This is a genomic window from Helicobacter pylori Shi112 (genome assembly GCF_000277405.1).
Classification (GTDB): domain Bacteria; phylum Campylobacterota; class Campylobacteria; order Campylobacterales; family Helicobacteraceae; genus Helicobacter; species Helicobacter pylori_C.
Genome location: NC_017741.1, coordinates 501,457 through 516,410, shown reverse-complemented (window position 1 = coordinate 516,410; position 14,954 = coordinate 501,457). Strand labels below are relative to the sequence as shown.

The following is a 14,954-nucleotide window of genomic DNA, read 5'->3' as shown; positions in this document are numbered from 1 at the left end:
CCTAAAAACTATAAACATAACTCACATTAAACACCACAAGGCGTTTGAAAAAGAGAGAGGTATTTAACCCTTTGCCATGCGTTTCATAAAAGGAATTGATCGCTAAAGGGATTTTTAAGCCCATTTCAAAGCCGTTATGCCTGTCCATATTCACACGAACCCCAAAATTCAAAGGGATTTGGAAAAAACTCGTGTGCATTTTAGCTTGATAATTAATCAAGTAATTGTTGATAAAATCCGTTTCACTCACCCACATGCTCAAACCACTCCCTACCCACGAACTCCCCGCTAAAGCAAAGCCTGCATAAAAACCCACGCTAGAATGTTTTTGTGCATTATCAATGAAATTATACAGATAGTCTATTCCAAGCCCATAGAGGTGGTTATTCATTTTGCCCAAACCATCAAAGCCATTACCCACAAAACCAAAATTAGTGTAACCATAGTCATAGAACAAGTAATAGCGAAACCCTTGATTTTTTTCTTGGTAAAGAAATGCTTATAACCCACATTCAAAGCTACCCCATACATGCTTGAAATGTTTTTAGAATAAGAATTAGGATCAAGCGCGTTTAGGGAATTTGAAATTGCAGCGATTTGAGAAGACAAAGAAGAAAGCATGCGGTTTTGGGATTGAGCGAATTGCGATTCTAAATTTTTTAAGTTTTCTTCAAATTCGTTAGTGGTGGGTTCTTGGATTTTTTCTAACGCTTGAACTAGTTGTGGGTTAGATGCAGCGCCACCGCTAAGCATCACGATTTTTTCAATATTTTCAAAGCTGGATTGGAGGTAGTATTTCTCAGCTTGGATTTCAGTAGGGGTTAATTGAGAATTGTTTTTCAAAGCGTTGTTGATATATGCAAAGGTTTTAGGCATGCTTGTGATTTCATTTTTGACTTGATTGAGTTTATCAATCTTATTTTGAGCGTTAGAAATGATTTGGATGCGTTCTTGATTCAAAAAAGGGTTATTGTGTTGGATGGCATGACTAATAGAATATTCAAACCCCACGCTCGCATACGCCCCATTTTCTTCAGCGATACAAAAAGATAAAAATAAAGAAAAAGGCAAAGGTAAAGAAAATAAGGTTTTTTGCATGGGTTGATCCTAATCAAAAATAATCTCAATCATACACTAATTTTAATAGAAAAAAGTGAAACCATTTTTAAGCCATTTTTGAATACAATAAGAGTATTTTATTTTTAAGGTTAGAATAATGAGTTTGATCGTTACGCGCTTCGCTCCATCGCCCACTGGCTATCTCCACATAGGAGGCTTAAGAACAGCCATTTTCAATTATCTTTTTGCACGAGCCAATCAAGGAAAATTTTTTTTACGCATTGAAGACACGGATTTGAGCCGTAACTCTATAGAAGCGGCTAATGCCATTATAGAGGCTTTCAAATGGGTAGGGCTAGAATACGATGGAGAAATCCTCTACCAATCCAAACGCTTTGGAATTTATAAAGAATATATCCAAAAACTCTTAGATGAAGACAAAGCTTATTACTGCTACATGAGTAAAGATGAGCTGGACGCTTTGAGAGAAGAACAAAAGGCCAGGAAAGAAACCCCACGCTACGACAATCGTTATCGTGATTTTAAAGGCACGCCCCCTAAAGGCATAGAGCCTGTGGTAAGGATTAAAGTCCCACAAAATGAAATCATTGGTTTTAATGACGGGGTTAAAGGCGAAGTGAAAGTGAATACTAATGAATTAGACGATTTTATTATCGCCAGGAGCGATGGGACGCCCACTTATAACTTTGTGGTTACCATTGATGACGCTTTAATGGGGATTACTGATGTGATTAGAGGCGATGATCACCTTTCTAACACCCCTAAACAAATCGTTCTCTATAAGGCTTTAAATTTTAAAATCCCTAATTTTTTCCATGTGCCGATGATTTTGAATGAAGAAGGGCAAAAATTAAGCAAACGCCATGGGGCCACTAATGTGATGGACTATCAAGAAATGGGCTATCTTAAGGAAGCTTTAGTGAATTTTTTAGCGCGTTTGGGGTGGAGCTATCACGATAAAGAGGTTTTTAGCATGCAAGAATTACTAGAATGGTTTGACCCTAAAGATTTAAATTCTTCGCCCAGTTGCTTCAGTTGGCACAAGCTTAATTGGCTCAACGCTCATTATTTAAAAAACCAAAGCGCGCAAAGATTGTTAGAACTTTTAAAGCCTTTTAGTTTTAGCGATCTCTCGCATTTAAACCCCACTCAATTGGATCGTTTGTTGGACGCTCTCAAAGAGAGATCTCAAACCTTAAAAGAATTAGCCCTTAAAATAGATGAGGTTTTAATCGCTCCTGTGGAATATGAAGAAAAGGTTTTTAAAAAGCTCAATCAAGCGCTCGTTATGCCCTTGTTAGAAAAGTTTAAACTGGAATTGAATAAAGCCAATTTCAACGATGAAAGCACGCTAGAAAACGCCATGCACAAAATCATTGAAGAAGAAAAAATTAAAGCGGGCAGTTTTATGCAGCCTTTAAGATTAGCCCTTTTGGGTAAGGGGGGCGGGATAGGCCTTAAAGAAGCGCTTTTCATTTTAGGCAAAACAGAGAGCCTCAAAAGAATAGAAGAGTTTTTGAAAAACTAAAAGATTAGCTCTCTAAAATGGGTGCATAAAGTTTGCATTTTTGAAAAATAAGAGGGTTTTAAGAGAAAAATAAAAATATTTCTAAAATTTTTTGCCCTGATTGAAATCAAGCTTAAAAGTTGGGTTCAGACAATCTTTTGGCAAACTAATCGTTTGAGGAATGACCTCATAATGGCAATAATTCTCATCTTCAAAGAGAGGTTTTATCAATAAGCGGTTTGAAAAAAGCAGATTTTCTTGATTAGGATTAATAACGCCATTGTTTAAAAAGAGGGAAGTTCGCGCGAGTTTGGTTATTTCATTGGGGTTATGGCTTACCAATAACACGCTTAAATTTTCACGCTTGATAAAATCAAGCAAACCTTGTTGCACTTCGTTTTTTAAGGCGTTATCTAGGGCGTTTAAAGGCTCATCTAAAAGCAATAAATTCTTGGCTGCGATTAAAGCTCTTGCTAAAGCGACTCGTTGGGCTTGTCCGCCAGAGAGTTTGAGGATTTTTTGATGGCTTAGATTTTCTAAACGCATTAAGCGTAACACTTCGTGGATTTTATTTTTATCTTTAGGGTGAGCAAAGGCGATGTTTTGATACACATTTAAATGAGGGAATAGGGCGTAATCTTGAAACACAAAGCCGATTTTTCGTTGCTGTGGCTTTAAAAAAATCTTTTTTTGAGTGTCTAGCCATACTGAATGATTGACTTCAATATAGCCACTATCCACCGCTTCAAGCCCTGCTAAAATGCGTAAAATCGTGCTTTTACCCGCTCCAGATTCTCCTAATAAAGCCACAACTTCTGCTTCTTTAATTTCTAAGTCTATATTCAAATCAAACGCACCCCTAGATCCTAAAAGGTGTTTTTTAAATCGCGCTTTTATCATCAAAACGAGCTTTGTTTTTTATTCAAAAATAGGGTAACAAATAAGAGGCCAAAACTGATAAGCGTGAGCGTTAAGGCGTATTGGTGGGCTTTAGGGTAATTGAGCGCTTCAGTTTCGTTAAAAATCGCAATACTAGCCACTCTTGTTTCCCCTAATATATCACCCCCAAGCATCATCACCACGCCAAATTCACCTATAGTGTGCGTAAAAGTTGTAATGATAGCCATCAATAAACTGGGTTTGATGTTAGGGAGTAGGACAAAAAAAAGGGTGTAATATTCCCCTTTACCCAAACTATAACTGGCTTCTTTTAAAGAAGTGGGCAAGGAAATTAACGCGCTTTTAATAGGGCTTACCATAAAGGGTAAAGAAAAAATCACACTCCCTAAAATAAGCCCTTGAAAACTAAAAACAAGTTTCACATTTAACGCATCTTGTAAAAACGCTCCCAAAAAAGAAGAAGGCGAAAAAATTAAAAGGAGATAAAACCCTAGCACGCTTGGGGGTAAAACTAAAGGCATATACACAAGCGTTTCTGTCAAGCTCGTTAAAAGATTGCGCTTAAGGCTTAAAAAATAGCCTAAACAAATCCCTATAGGGAGTAAAATAAGGGTGGTAATAAAAGCTAAAGAAAAGCTCAAACGCATGGTAATCAAAAACTCATGATCCATTGTTCGCCTTTTTTATGCGCTTTAATCCACAATATAGCCGTATTCTTTAAAAATAGCTCTGGCTTTAGGGTTGAATAAAAAATCTTTAAAGACTTTGGCTAAAGGGTTATTAGCCCCATTTTTAGTGGTAATCAAGGCTTGTTCAATAGGGCTATAAAGGGCTTTATTAATGATGAAATAAGAGAGGTTTTTATCTTTTTTATCAATTAAGGATAACGCTCCAAAGCCTATTTGAGCGTTTTTAGTAGCGACAAATTGATGGGCTTGAGAAATAGAAGCGCCATAAACGATTTTAGATTTAAGACTGGAAGTGAGTTTTAAATGATCTAAGACTTCCATGCTGGCTTTTCCATAAGGGGCCAGTTTAGGATTAGCCATAGCGATACGCTTGATTTTAGGATCTTTAAGAATTTCTAAAGAATCTATTTTTAAATTTTCGCTCCACAAAACCAACACGCCTTTAGCATAGACTTCTTCTTTAAAAGGGGTTATTTTTTCATCATAAAGCTTTTTAGGTCTAGCAATATCTGCTGAAATGAATAAATCAAAAGGGGCGTTTTGAATGATTTGAGCGTAGAGTTTGCCTGAAGAATTAAAGCTAATACTAATAGCGTCTTTTGGGTGTTCTTTTTGAAATTCTTTAACAAGGGCTTTTAAAGCGCGCGTGAGATTAGCAGCAGCAGCGATTTTTAAATCCTGTGCCAACAGAGCGCTTGAAAAAAATACGATTAAAAAGGCAAACGCTTTGAAAGTATTTTTCATAAAACTCCCTTTTATTAAATGATTGGAGTTGGTGATTATATCTAATTTGTATCTTAAAAATTTGTATTTTAAAAGTTTGAGGTGGTTTTGTGGGTGTGTCCCGCTTATCCATGATTTAATCAATATTTTCACTCTAAAACCCTCAATCTTTGATAAAAAATTAAATCTTTTAGAAAAATAACCGATTTTAGGGTGTAACTTTAATTCAACAAGAAGGATTTATTATGATTAAAAGAATTGCTTGTATTTTAAGCTTGAGCACGAGTTTAGCGCTTGCTGGCGAAGTGAATGGCTTTTTTATGGGTGCGGGTTACCAGCAAGGTCGTTATGGTCCTTATAACAGCAATTACTCTGATTGGCGCCATGGCAATGATCTTTATGGTTTGAATTTCAAATTAGGTTTTGTAGGCTTTGCCAATAAATGGTTTGGGGCTAGGGTGTATGGCTTTTTAGATTGGTTTAACACTTCAGGGACCGAACACACAAAAACCAATTTGCTCACCTATGGTGGCGGTGGCGATTTGATTGTCAATCTCATTCCTTTGGATAAATTCGCTCTGGGTCTTATTGGTGGCGTTCAGTTAGCCGGAAACACTTGGATGTTCCCTTATGATGTCAATCAAACGAGATTCCAGTTCTTATGGAATTTAGGCGGAAGAATGCGCGTTGGGGATCGCAGTGCGTTTGAAGCGGGCGTGAAATTCCCTATGGTTAATCAGGGCAGTAAGGATGTGGGGCTTATCCGCTACTATTCTTGGTATGTGGATTATGTCTTCACTTTCTAATCCATTCTTCCATTCGCTCTTCTTCATCAAATTAAACCCTAGCCGACTCTTGAAAGGTTGGGGTTCAAAAATCTTTTTCATAAATAGAAAGTTTGCTTTAGTGCAGTACAATCCTAGCGTTTTAATTTTTATTTTACTAAATAGAGCATTTGGTGTTTGCGTTTGAATATGGGTTTAGTAAGATTTAAATAATAAAATACTTATATATTTGATAGATACTATTTTATTCAATAGTGTTATTTAATGGCTCAATTTAATAGGATAGTTTCGTTTTTATTTCTTTAAAACAAATCGATTCTACTGGGGAAAGGTTTTTATGGAAAACAGCACACTTTATATTGTTATTGCTGGCTTATGGCTTGCTGTGGGCTTTGGGATCTTTTTAAAGAAATTAGACATGCCTGTTATCATTGGTTACATTTGCACAGGAACGGTCTTAGCGGCTTTTTTTAAAATTAATGATTTTAATTTGTTGTCTGATATTGGTGAATTTGGTATCGTCTTTTTAATGTTTATGATAGGCATTGAGTTTAATTTTGACAAGCTCAAATCCATCAAACAAGAAGTGCTAGTTTTTGGGCTTTTACAAGTAGTTTTATGCGCTTTAATCGCTTTTTTATTGGGGTATTTTGTTTTGGGTCTTTCACCCATTTTTTCCCTTGTTTTAGGCATGGGGCTTTCGCTCTCTTCAACCGCTATTGTGCTGAAATTCTTTGAAGATTCCAAACAGCTTAGCACGCCCATGGGAAAGAGCGCGGTGGGGATTTTGATCTTCCAAGATATTGCAGCCATTCCCATGCTTTTAATTTTGACGATTCTAGGCAGTAAAGATTCTAATGTCAATTTACTCATTCTTAAAACCTTTATTTCAGCAGGGATTATTTTAGTTCTTTTATTATTGCCTGGAAAAAAAGGGGCTAATCTTATCTTAGAGCAAGCAAAAGACACGCGCTTGCCTGAAATTTTTATAGGCACGATTTTAGTGATTGTTTGCAGCGCGGCGGGGTTGAGCCATTTTTTTGGGTTTTCTATGTCTTTAGGAGCGTTCATTGCGGGCATGGCCATTTCTAAATCGCGCTATAAAATCAATGTCCAAGAAGAATTCGTGCAGTTAAAAAACCTCTTCTTAGCCCTTTTTTTCATTACGATAGGGATGCAAATTAATGTGAGTTTCTTTATAGAGAAGTTCTTTGTTGTCATCTTTTTACTCATTTTAGTGATGGGTTTTAAGACGGCTATCATTTATGCACTCTTGCGTTTTTTTAGAGACTCTAAAACTGCCATAAAAACCGCTCTTTCTTTGGCACAAATCGGGGAATTTTCTTTTGTCATCTTTTTAAATTCAGGCTCGCACCAGCTCTTTAATTTGCAAGAAAAAAAAGGGATTCTTGGTTTTTTGCACCAAAAAAATATCTTAAGTATCGCTCAAAATGACATCCACCAGCTCCTTATTTTGATGGTGGTCTTTTCTATGTTGGCAACCCCTTTTATTTTAAAATACCTAGAATCTATCGCTCAATTTATTTTGCACCAAAAGAGCCAAGAAAATGAGCCGGCTAAAAAATAATTGCGTAAAAACCAAATGATAAGTTTGCTTGTATTGTCAGTATTATGTTAAAATACCAGCGTATTGAACTCAAACTATTAAACAAAGGGGGCTTTTATGAAGGAGCAAGAATGGGATTTAAGTGCTTTATTTGAAAATAAAGAAAGCACAGAAGAATTTTTAAAAACCCTACAAACAGAAGTGCAAGAATTTGAGAGCGCTTATCAAAACAACCTTAAGAATTTAGACGCTACAGGATTTTCCAACGCTCTTAAATATTACGAAGATTTGTCAGAAAAAATCTCTAAAGCGATGACTTACGCTCAATTACTTTTTGCTAAAAACACTAAAGAAGCGAAGTTTTATTCGCAATGCGAAATGGCTTGCACAAATATCCAACAGCACCTTTTGTTCTTTGAAATTGAATTTAAGAATTTAGACGCCAAAAAACAACTCGCTTTCATTAAAAAATGCAAAGACCATGCTTTTTATTTGAACAATCTCATAGAAAAGAAAAAGCACACCCTAAATTTAGACGAAGAAAAGATCGCTCTAGCCCTTTCACCTGTGGGAGTGGGTGCGTTTAGCCGTCTTTTTGATGAGCATTTTTCTTCTTTGAAAATCCCTTTTGAAGAGCAACACTTAAGCGAAGAAGAAATTTTAGCCCTCTTGCACAACCCCAAACGCAAGATCCGTAAAAAATCTCAAAAAGCTTTCAGTAAAGCGTTAGAAAAATCTCGCCCTTTGCTCACTTACATTTTAAACATGGTGCGTAAAGATTTGCTCATTGAAACTAGGCTGAGAAAATACGATAAAAAAGAGAGTTTCCGCCACATTGACAACCAGATCTCCCAAGAGAGCGTGGATAGCATGATAGAGATTGTGAACGCTAATTTTTCCTTAGTGCATCGTTACTACCATCAAAAAGCGCAAATTTTAGGGCATAAACTCAAAGATTACGATCGCTACGCCCCTTTAAGCGATGAAAATACCACCATGACTTACTCTCAAGCTTTAGAAGAAGTGCTTAACACCCTTAAAGCCTTTAGCCCTGAATTTTACAAAATCGCTTCTAAAGCGATCAAAGAAGGCTGGGTGGATTCACACCCTAAAGACTTTAAGCAAGGCGGGGCTTTTAGCCATGGCGGGGTGCCTAGCGTTCACCCTTATGTGCTATTAAACTACACAGGAAATCGCCGAGACGCTTTCACTATCGCTCATGAATTTGGGCATATGATCCACCAAGAATTGTCCAAAAAACAAGGCGTATTGAACATGGATACGCCCTTAACCACCGCAGAAACCGCTTCCGTCTTTTCTGAAATGCTGTTTTTTGAGCATTTAAAAAAGGGATTAAAATCTGACGAGCTCCTTTTCATGCTGGCCGGCAAGCTAGAAGATATTTTTTCTACCCTTTTTAGGCAAGTGGTGATGACTAATTTTGAAAGAAGAATCCATGAAATTGATGAAGAACTAGACACCAAAGATTTTGATCGAATCTGGTTTGAAGAAAACCAAAGAATGTTTGAAAAGAGCGTGAAACTCACTAAAAACTACCATTTGTGGTGGAGCTATATCCCCCATTTTATCCATTCGCCTTTTTATTGCTACGCTTATAGTTACGGGCAGCTTTTAACTTTAGCGCTTTATGGGCTTTATAAAAAAAGCGACGCTAAAGAGTTTGTTAAAACTTACACGGAATTTTTGAGCTTAGGAGGGTCAAAAAGCCCTAAAGAATTAGTGTCCATGTTTGGCTTTGACATTGATAGCAAAGAATTTTGGGAAATTGGCATGCAAGAGGTGCGTCATTTGTTAGAAGAATTTGAAAGGTTGCTCGCATGCAAAGAGAATTAAGGCTTTTAAACAACAAGCATTGCATTGAATACTTGCAATTTCTGTCCAAAAACCATTTGAGTTTTAACCTTTTGTGCGAAAGAGATGCGATTGATTTTTCCCCCAAGCTCCCTAAAGAAATTCATGAAAAATTCGGCGCGTTGGTGCTGTTTGTTTTAGCCGGATACACCTTAGAAAGCTTGATGGTTGATGCAAAAAGCGTGCAGTTTGAAGCCGGGTTTGGCCCTAATAACATTGGTAGCGTGGTTCAAGTGGAACTTCCTGGCATCATTCAAATCCTTATCAAAGAAAAAAATGAAAATGCCGTTTTATTCAATCGTTGCGATTCGCTTGAATTGTTTCAAAAAGAAGAACCGCTCTTTCAAGAGCCAAAAAAAGACGAGCGGGAGTCTAAAGAATGGCTGGATTCTAAAGAAGCCCTTTTTTCCAATTCCAAAAACCGCGCGATTTTAGAAAATCTGCACAAAAGCTAAAGGACTGATTGATGAGCGTTTTGAAATTGCATGTAAAAGTCTTTCGTTTTGAAACCAACAAAGATTACAACCCTGCTTATGAGTCTTATTTTTTAGAATACCAAGAAGATCAATACCTTTTGGATCTTTTAAAACAACTCAAAGGCGTGAGCTATAATGAAAATATCGCGCTTAAAATCAACCAAATTGCGGTGTTTGAAGACGCTAAAGTGAGCGATTTGGTGGCGTCTTTTTCTAAAGAATGGGTGCTAGATCCCCTATCCAAACGATACGCTTTAAAAGATTTGGTGATTGATGAAAAGGCGGTTTTAAAAAACTATGAAGATTTTTTCAAACAAGTCCCCTACATCACTAAAGGCGAAAAAGAAGAATTAGAAAAGTTTATCCAAATCAATTTTATCAACCCCCAAACAAACCCTAAATATCTGGGCGATGGCTTTTTCTTGTATGTTAAATGGCTGATGAAGCGCTACCCCACAGAGCGCAACCGGTTATTAGAGATGATCTCTCAGCCTGAAAGCGGCGTGATGAATTTTTTAAGCGTGGCGCATTACCTCTATAAAAACGATGACAACATTGACCATGAAATCTATGAATTGCAAGAAATCCTAACCAATTCCAAAATCAAGCCATGGAAAGATTTTTCTAAAAACCTTTTAAGCCTTTTTCAATACAATTCTAACCCCCCTAAAACGCCTAACCCCCCTAAAACTTGTGCGCTCTTTAACGCTTATGCGAAGCATTTAAACGCGCAACCGCTTCTAAAAAGCGCCAAGCTCTATTTAGAAAAAATGGGGCAAAAAACCATTGATCTGCCTTTTTGTTATGATGGAGGCTATTATGGGAAGATTATAAGCACGCATGATTTCCTCACCGCTTGCGCATATAATTTGGCTCTAGCCAAAGCCAATGGCGTTTCGCTCATTTTTTGCGAAGAAGATGCGTATTTGAATATCTTGCATGCTAAAGAAGTTTTAGACAACAACCCTGAAATCATCGACTCCATTAATGAAAAATTGAAAAAATACCAGCTTGTTTATGAAAAAGGCGTTGAGATAGTCTATCTTAATGAGTGGGTTAATGAGTTTTTGGCATGGGAATTGAAAGGCCCTTTTGATGCGTTTTTAGGGGCTGAATTTTCTCGCATCAAACAAAGCGATCATTTTTTCAATAAAATCCATTTAAAAGCCCCCCATTTTTTAGAGTCTTTTCAAAATTACGCCCCTCTTTTAGAAGTCAATGAAATAAGCGGCTTACTCCAGTGCGCGCATTTACGCTATTTAGGGATTGATTTGGGGGCGGATTTTTTAATCGCGCATTCTTTAGGGCTTTTTCACGCTTTTGAAAATTTAAGCTTAAAAGCTTCAAAGATTTATAAAAGAGATAATGACAACACCCCCACTTTATTTTTACCTCAAATCGCGCTAATGGCTATGGGGGAAAAAAACACGCAAGCTTTAGGGCTTGATGCGCATTATCATAAGGTTACTTTCATTTAAGATGAACGCTTTTTTAAAACTCGCGCTCGCTTCTTTGATGGGGGGGCTTTGGTATGCTTTCAATGGCGAAGGCTCTGAGATTGTCGCCATAGGGATTTTTTTATTGATCTTGTTTGTTTTTTTCATCCGCCCTGTGAGTTTCCAAGACCCAGAAAAACGAGAAGAATACATAGAACGGCTTAAAAAAAACCATGAGAGGAAAATGATCTTACAAGACAAGCAAAAAGAAGAGCAAATGCGTCTTTATCAAGCCAAAAAAGAACGAGAGAGCAGGCAAAAACAAGACCTTAAAGAACAAATGAAAAAATACTCATAAAGGAAAAAGATGGAAATCATTTTGTTAATTGTTGCGGCGATTGTGTTGTTTTATTTTTACAACACCCTCAAAGAATATTTGAAAAACCCCCTAAACCCTAAAACCAAAACCGAAGAATACGACTTGAAAAATGACCCCTATTTGTTGGTGCAATCTAGCCCCCTAGAAAAATTCAAGCAAACCCAAATAGGCGCGTATATGCGTCTTTTAAAGTTTTTAGACATTCAAAAAAACGCTTTAGATAACGCCTTAAGGACGCTTTTTATCAATGAATTAGAGCAACCCTTAAACAGCGAACAGCAAAATTTAGCCAAAGAGCTCCTCAATGAGCCTGTGGATAAAAAAGAAAATTTTGAATCCTTATGCCAAGAAATCGCCGACCACACGCATGGGGAATACACCAAACGCCTGAAATTAGTGGAATTTCTTATGTTATTAGCCTATGCTGATGGGATTTTGGATAGCAAAGAAAAAGAATTGTTTTTAGATGTGGGGGCGTTTTTGCAGATAGACAATCAAGATTTTAACGAGCTTTATGATAATTTTGAACGCTTCAATTCAATAGAAATCCCTATGTCTTTAGAAGAAGCAAAAAATCTTTTTGAAATCCAAACTAATATAACCAAGCAAGATTTAGAGGAAAAAGCCCTAAATTTAAGCGCTCTCTACTACCATAAAATGAACGACAACAAACGCTACAGCGAACAAGATTTTATCTCGTTGAAAAAGATCGCTCTCGCTTCCCAACTCTTAGAAAATGCTTTAAAAAACTCCTAAGGGGTCTTATGAAAAAGGCTATTGAATGCCCTTTTTAAAAGCCCTAGAATCTTTTGATGCGCCCTTTTTAGAAAAAGAAATTTCAAAGCGTTTTAGGGATAATTTAGTTTTTTTCAAATCTTATAATCCCCATCTTTTTAACGCTCTCAATACGCCTTTTAAAAATTACCGATTGCTTTTTGAAAAAAACCACTTCAATCTCTTACACACGCCCACAAACGCTTTAAGCTACCCTAAAAATCAAATGGTAGAAATCGCTTTTAACATGGCTTCTAACCCCCTGAATAATCCCAGATGGTCATTAGATAATAACCACCTCTCTTTAAATTATTTAAAAACTCAAAACAACCCCAAACTCCCCCTAACCCTTAAAGCCACGCATGCGATCTCAAACTTTTTAGATGATTATCAAACGCCTTGCTCTTTAAAAAAATTCTTACCCCCTACCATGATTTATGGCGTCTTGGACGGCTTGTTTTTGGCTATTTTACAGGCTCAAAATTACCGCTTCCATTCGCTTTATTTGTTTGAAGAAAATTTAGATTTGTTTAAAATCAGCTGTTATTTTGCACGTTATGAAGATTTGATTACAAAAGGGGCTAAACTCTTTATTCAAGGGTTTTTTAACCCCAATGAATTAAAAATGGATTTTTTGAAACGCCCTATCACGCATTCTTTTTTAAAGCTAGAAATCATGCCCTATAAAAGCGCTTTTAATTCACGCATGCGAGAAAACATTCAAAGCTATTACAAACAAGCTTTAAGGGGTTGGGGGAGTTTTGAAGATGAATTGCTAGGATTAAAAAACACGCTTAAAAACTTACCCTTATACCAAACCCTAAAAACCAAACCTAAAAAGATTAACGCCCCCATTTGCGTGGTGGGTAATGGGCCAAGCCTGGATTTATTGTTGGATTTTTTAAAAGAAAATGAAGATCGTTTCATTATTTTTTCATGCGGAACCGCTTTAAAGCCTTTAAAAACGCATGGCATCAAAGTGGATTTTCAAATAGAAGTGGAGCGCATAGACTATCTTAAAGAGGTTTTAGAAAAAGCTCCCCTAGAAGACACCCCCTTAATAGGGGCTAACATGCTCAATCCTAACGCTTTTAATATAGCCAAAGAAGCGTTAATGTTTATGCGTGGGGGGAGCGCTTGCGCGTATATAAGCCCTTTAAGTATAGAATACGCAGCGCCTTTTGTGGGCAATGCCGGGGTGGCTTTAGCGGGTTTGATGAGCGATGAAATTTATTTGTGCGCTTTAGATTGCGCTTATATCAAAGGGTTTAAAAAGCACGCTCAAAATTCCTATTATGAAAATGAAAAAGAAATTGACCCTTCGTCTTTAATCAGCGTAGAGGGTAATTTTAAAGGTTATGAAACTTTTAGCGACTCGCTTTTTTTGCTCTCTAAAGAAAGGATTGAAGAAGCCCTTAATTATTACCAGCCTAAAAAAGTCTATAATTTAAGTTATGGGGCTAAAATCAAGCATGCCGTTAGCCTCAATCATTCTCAAGTAAAATTGAAACATTCCAACAAACAAAAAGCTACCGCTCGCATTAAAAGCATGTTTAGCCCTAAAAGTAACCATGCTAAGGATTTAAAAAATTTACAAAAAAATCTGATCAGTTTTAAAGAGGATTTTTTCATGCATTTAAACACGCCTTGCAAAACCAAGCAAGAAATATTTGAATGGGTGGATAGCTTGAATGGATTTTGCCAAACAACAAGCGCTAAAACCCCCACTATAGGCATTTTATTTGAGGGGAGTATCGCTCATATCTTACAAAGCGTATTGATCGTTTCATTGCATCTTAACGAAAATGAGCTTACGCATTTTACCAACCACTCTCAAAACACCTTAAAACAATTCCTTAAAAAAGCTTGTTTGTTATTGCAAATGCGACTCAAACAACCATGATTTTTACTTTTACATTATAATTAACAACCTTAAATCAAAGGGGTGCTCATGCCACACAATGAAATCACAAGGGTTCAAGTCCCTGCCTTAATGCATTTAGCCAAGTTGGGCTATGATTTTATTCCTACTAATTCTAAGCCTAATCTAGACACGGCCACTAATATTTTAACAGATAGTTTCACTCAAGCGTTTGAGCGATTAAACCCCACTAAAAACGCACAAGATTCGCTTGATGAAATGAAAAAACGCTTGAATGATAATGATTTAGGCAAAAGCTTTTATGAATACTTGCTCAAAAGCGAGCGTCAAATCATAGACTTTGATAACCCTAACAACAATCTTTATGAAATGATGGCTGAATTACCCTATAAATCCTTTAGGCCTGACATCACCCTTTTTATCAATGGCTTGCCTTTGGTGAATATAGAAGTTAAGCAGCCTTACGCCGGACAAGGCATTAAAGAAGAAAGAGATCGCCACATCAAACGCTATAAAAACCCTGAAAACAAAGTTTTTTATAACCTCGCAAATTTGGCTCTTTAGCGATAATTTACCCTATGATGAAAACAACCCCGATCAAGGCGCGTTTTATAGCGCTTCATATTCGCCTATTTTCCAACGCTTTGTTGAAGCGGATAAGCTAGATATTACCCCCCCCCCCCGAAAATCATCAAAATCATCAAAATCATCAATCGCTTGAAGAAATTCAAAAAAGCGTCTTAAACGAATTTAACCTTAAAGACGCCGACTGCCCAAAAAACCCTAAAGACACCCCCACAAACGCCCTTTTAACTTCGTTTTGCTCCCCAAAAAGGCTTTGCTTTATCCTAAAATACGGCATCAGTTTCTTAAAAGAAAAATCA

The 14,954-nt window shown here is 36.9% G+C and carries 17 protein-coding genes and 1 pseudogene; 12 read left to right on the top strand and 6 right to left on the bottom strand.

Annotated features, from left to right (window positions below; all coding sequences use genetic code 11):
* Position 1 precedes the first annotated feature (1 nt).
* Positions 2 to 457, bottom strand: a complete 456-nt coding sequence (locus tag HPSH112_RS08925; RefSeq protein WP_041199793.1) for an outer membrane protein — start codon at positions 455 to 457, stop codon at positions 2 to 4.
* A complete protein-coding gene (locus HPSH112_RS08920) occupies positions 388 to 1,098 on the bottom strand; it encodes a hypothetical protein (RefSeq protein WP_001172977.1) in 711 nt (236 codons plus the stop codon). The genes HPSH112_RS08925 and HPSH112_RS08920 overlap by 70 nt, the downstream gene beginning before the upstream one ends.
* A gap of 118 nt (positions 1,099 to 1,216) precedes the next feature.
* On the opposite strand from HPSH112_RS08920, the gene gltX reads away from it, so the two are divergent.
* Positions 1,217 to 2,608 carry a glutamate--tRNA ligase gene (gene gltX / locus HPSH112_RS02495; RefSeq protein WP_000053266.1) on the top strand — a complete coding sequence of 464 codons (1,392 nt, stop codon included), beginning with the start codon at positions 1,217 to 1,219 and terminating at the stop codon, positions 2,606 to 2,608.
* A gap of 81 nt (positions 2,609 to 2,689) precedes the next feature.
* Here the strand turns inward: gltX and HPSH112_RS02490 are convergent, their stop codons facing one another.
* From HPSH112_RS02490 to modA, 3 genes are read right to left on the bottom strand one after another with little or no spacing between them, the layout of a single operon-like run.
* Complete coding sequence (locus tag HPSH112_RS02490; protein WP_000588348.1) at positions 2,690 to 3,487, bottom strand: ATP-binding cassette domain-containing protein; 798 nt, start codon at positions 3,485 to 3,487, stop codon at positions 2,690 to 2,692.
* Positions 3,487 to 4,158 (bottom strand): molybdate ABC transporter permease subunit, encoded by a 672-nt coding sequence (modB, locus tag HPSH112_RS02485; protein ID WP_000349383.1) that lies wholly within the window; start codon positions 4,156 to 4,158, stop codon positions 3,487 to 3,489. The genes HPSH112_RS02490 and modB overlap by 1 nt, the downstream gene beginning before the upstream one ends.
* 21 nt (positions 4,159 to 4,179) lie before the next feature.
* A complete protein-coding gene (modA, locus tag HPSH112_RS02480; RefSeq protein ID WP_000798918.1) occupies positions 4,180 to 4,920 on the bottom strand; it encodes a molybdate ABC transporter substrate-binding protein in 741 nt (246 codons plus the stop codon).
* Positions 4,921 to 4,948: 28 nt separating this feature from the next.
* Between modA and HPSH112_RS08915 the strand changes: the two genes are divergently transcribed.
* From HPSH112_RS08915 to HPSH112_RS08480, 11 genes and pseudogenes are all read left to right on the top strand, one after another.
* Positions 4,949 to 5,101, top strand: a complete 153-nt coding sequence (locus tag HPSH112_RS08915) for a hypothetical protein (protein ID WP_000234785.1) — start codon at positions 4,949 to 4,951, stop codon at positions 5,099 to 5,101.
* A gap of 43 nt (positions 5,102 to 5,144) precedes the next feature.
* A complete protein-coding gene (locus tag HPSH112_RS02470; protein ID WP_000595790.1) occupies positions 5,145 to 5,705 on the top strand; it encodes an outer membrane beta-barrel protein in 561 nt (186 codons plus the stop codon).
* Positions 5,689 to 5,871 carry a hypothetical protein gene (locus tag HPSH112_RS08715; RefSeq protein ID WP_080024744.1) on the top strand — a complete coding sequence of 61 codons (183 nt, stop codon included), beginning with the start codon at positions 5,689 to 5,691 and terminating at the stop codon, positions 5,869 to 5,871. Before HPSH112_RS02470 ends, HPSH112_RS08715 begins: the two co-directional genes overlap by 17 nt.
* Positions 5,872 to 6,021: 150 nt before the next feature.
* Positions 6,022 to 7,272, top strand: coding sequence for a cation:proton antiporter (locus HPSH112_RS02465; RefSeq protein ID WP_000431973.1), 1,251 nt, complete (start codon positions 6,022 to 6,024; stop codon positions 7,270 to 7,272).
* Between the two features lie 96 nt (positions 7,273 to 7,368).
* The gene (locus tag HPSH112_RS02460; protein WP_000662878.1) at positions 7,369 to 9,105 is read left to right on the top strand and encodes a M3 family oligoendopeptidase; all 1,737 of its coding nucleotides are present in this window, start codon (positions 7,369 to 7,371) and stop codon (positions 9,103 to 9,105) included.
* On the top strand, positions 9,090 to 9,578 hold the full coding sequence (locus HPSH112_RS02455; protein WP_001188581.1) for a hypothetical protein: 489 nt from the start codon (positions 9,090 to 9,092) through the stop codon (positions 9,576 to 9,578). Before HPSH112_RS02460 ends, HPSH112_RS02455 begins: the two co-directional genes overlap by 16 nt.
* Before the next feature lie 11 nt (positions 9,579 to 9,589).
* Complete coding sequence (locus HPSH112_RS02450) at positions 9,590 to 11,077, top strand: DUF5644 domain-containing protein (protein ID WP_000114762.1); 1,488 nt, start codon at positions 9,590 to 9,592, stop codon at positions 11,075 to 11,077.
* 1 nt (position 11,078) lies between these two features.
* Positions 11,079 to 11,393 carry a hypothetical protein gene (locus HPSH112_RS02445; RefSeq protein ID WP_001860400.1) on the top strand — a complete coding sequence of 105 codons (315 nt, stop codon included), beginning with the start codon at positions 11,079 to 11,081 and terminating at the stop codon, positions 11,391 to 11,393.
* Between the two features lie 9 nt (positions 11,394 to 11,402).
* Entirely contained in the window at positions 11,403 to 12,170 is a 768-nt protein-coding gene (locus HPSH112_RS02440; RefSeq protein WP_000402722.1) for a TerB family tellurite resistance protein, read from the top strand.
* 25 nt (positions 12,171 to 12,195) lie between these two features.
* A complete protein-coding gene (locus HPSH112_RS02435) occupies positions 12,196 to 14,091 on the top strand; it encodes a motility associated factor glycosyltransferase family protein (protein WP_001116302.1) in 1,896 nt (631 codons plus the stop codon).
* A 48-nt stretch (positions 14,092 to 14,139) separates the two neighbouring features.
* Positions 14,140 to 14,814: pseudogene (locus HPSH112_RS08480) on the top strand (type I restriction endonuclease).
* Here the strand turns inward: HPSH112_RS08480 and HPSH112_RS08875 are convergent.
* Entirely contained in the window at positions 14,798 to 14,932 is a 135-nt protein-coding gene (locus HPSH112_RS08875) for a hypothetical protein (RefSeq protein ID WP_001146205.1), read from the bottom strand. The pseudogene HPSH112_RS08480 and the gene HPSH112_RS08875 sit on opposite strands and share 17 nt — an antisense overlap.
* Between the last annotated feature and the right edge of the window lie 22 nt (positions 14,933 to 14,954).

Coding starts and splice junctions, on each gene's coding strand:
- HPSH112_RS08920 (WP_001172977.1), bottom strand. CDS start 1,098: ATGCAAAAAACCTTATTTTCTTTACCTTTGCCTTTTTCTTTATTTTTA.
- gltX (WP_000053266.1), top strand. CDS start 1,217: ATGAGTTTGATCGTTACGCGCTTCGCTCCATCGCCCACTGGCTATCTC.
- HPSH112_RS02490 (WP_000588348.1), bottom strand. CDS start 3,487: ATGATAAAAGCGCGATTTAAAAAACACCTTTTAGGATCTAGGGGTGCG.
- modB (WP_000349383.1), bottom strand. CDS start 4,158: ATGGATCATGAGTTTTTGATTACCATGCGTTTGAGCTTTTCTTTAGCT.
- modA (WP_000798918.1), bottom strand. CDS start 4,920: ATGAAAAATACTTTCAAAGCGTTTGCCTTTTTAATCGTATTTTTTTCA.
- HPSH112_RS02470 (WP_000595790.1), top strand. CDS start 5,145: ATGATTAAAAGAATTGCTTGTATTTTAAGCTTGAGCACGAGTTTAGCG.
- HPSH112_RS08715 (WP_080024744.1), top strand. CDS start 5,689: ATGTCTTCACTTTCTAATCCATTCTTCCATTCGCTCTTCTTCATCAAA.
- HPSH112_RS02465 (WP_000431973.1), top strand. CDS start 6,022: ATGGAAAACAGCACACTTTATATTGTTATTGCTGGCTTATGGCTTGCT.
- HPSH112_RS02460 (WP_000662878.1), top strand. CDS start 7,369: ATGAAGGAGCAAGAATGGGATTTAAGTGCTTTATTTGAAAATAAAGAA.
- HPSH112_RS02455 (WP_001188581.1), top strand. CDS start 9,090: ATGCAAAGAGAATTAAGGCTTTTAAACAACAAGCATTGCATTGAATAC.
- HPSH112_RS02450 (WP_000114762.1), top strand. CDS start 9,590: ATGAGCGTTTTGAAATTGCATGTAAAAGTCTTTCGTTTTGAAACCAAC.
- HPSH112_RS02445 (WP_001860400.1), top strand. CDS start 11,079: ATGAACGCTTTTTTAAAACTCGCGCTCGCTTCTTTGATGGGGGGGCTT.
- HPSH112_RS02440 (WP_000402722.1), top strand. CDS start 11,403: ATGGAAATCATTTTGTTAATTGTTGCGGCGATTGTGTTGTTTTATTTT.
- HPSH112_RS02435 (WP_001116302.1), top strand. CDS start 12,196: ATGCCCTTTTTAAAAGCCCTAGAATCTTTTGATGCGCCCTTTTTAGAA.
- HPSH112_RS08875 (WP_001146205.1), bottom strand. CDS start 14,932: ATGCCGTATTTTAGGATAAAGCAAAGCCTTTTTGGGGAGCAAAACGAA.